Origin of the sequence: Corynebacterium sp. HMSC072A02, assembly GCF_001810085.1 — a bacterium.
In the GTDB taxonomy this organism is placed as follows: Bacteria; Actinomycetota; Actinomycetes; order Mycobacteriales; family Mycobacteriaceae; genus Corynebacterium; species Corynebacterium hesseae.
The window spans coordinates 1-912 of record NZ_KV799802.1; the positions used below are offsets into that span (position 1 = coordinate 1).

1 pseudogene is annotated in these 912 nt (G+C 52.7%); it reads right to left on the reverse strand.

Annotated elements, in window-relative coordinates:
* Positions 1-277 precede the first annotated feature (277 nt).
* Positions 278-695, reverse strand: a pseudogene (locus HMPREF2698_RS13340) (transposase family protein); the annotation flags it as partial.
* Between the last annotated feature and the right edge of the window lie 217 nt (positions 696-912).

A 912-nucleotide genomic window follows, 5' to 3' on the forward strand; every position in this document is an offset into this window, starting at 1 on the left:
ATATCAGGTGTCTACCAAACAGGGGTCAGGTCCTGATGAGCAGTTGAACAAACTGCACCACCGGAAGTAACAAACTCGAAAGGGTATGTTACCTCCGGTTTCTTTCATTTTTCAATCTTTGAGGTGCGAAGATTGCACGCGTGGGGATTGAGGGTGTGAATCCCACTGTCGTGGGTTTGATGAGGTAGTCGATGTTGCGGAAGCTTTGGCATCGGCGTGCGTTGTGCTCCGTACGTTGTTTCAAAAACGGGTTTCATCAAACGGAACAAAACCTGGGACACTTCATATCCCACCCCAGGCCTAATGACTTGAGTGCAGCGGCAACGCTCATCCGATTTAGGCAGAGTCGTTGCAGGATCCAGTGGGTCACCTGGTCCGTGGTCTTTGAATTGTCGGGCGCGCAGGCAAGGCCAGCACGGAAGATCTTCTGCAAGCAACGCTTGTTGGTGCACCGGTAGCGTGGAAGGCGCACATGAAGTTGTTGGGTGGCCGACGATGGGCAGATCGACCAGGCTGCGGATGACGTGGTCGCGGAATACTCCAGGCTGCCCGCAGGTAGGGCATTCATTGATCGGCTCGACGGGTTCGGCTTCAATAACAGTGACGTCACCGTTTTCTGTGGCACCGGTGATAGTAGTTCCTAGTTTTGCGGTGCGGCAGATGGTATCGACGATGACATTTCCGTTAGGCTGCACAGTAGGTCCTTAGTTTTGTACGGATGGATTAGATACCTTTTTCCTACAAAGCCAAGGACCCCAATATCTTGTGCCACGCCCGAACCCCCGGCGAACTAATCAATGCACTCTAAAACCGGAAGAGCCCTTTTAGTACTACTGGTGGATTTCGGTTTTGGTGGGGATTAACGCCGCCGGCTTCGGTTTTTCCGTTGAGGAGGTCGTTGACTACTTCCCG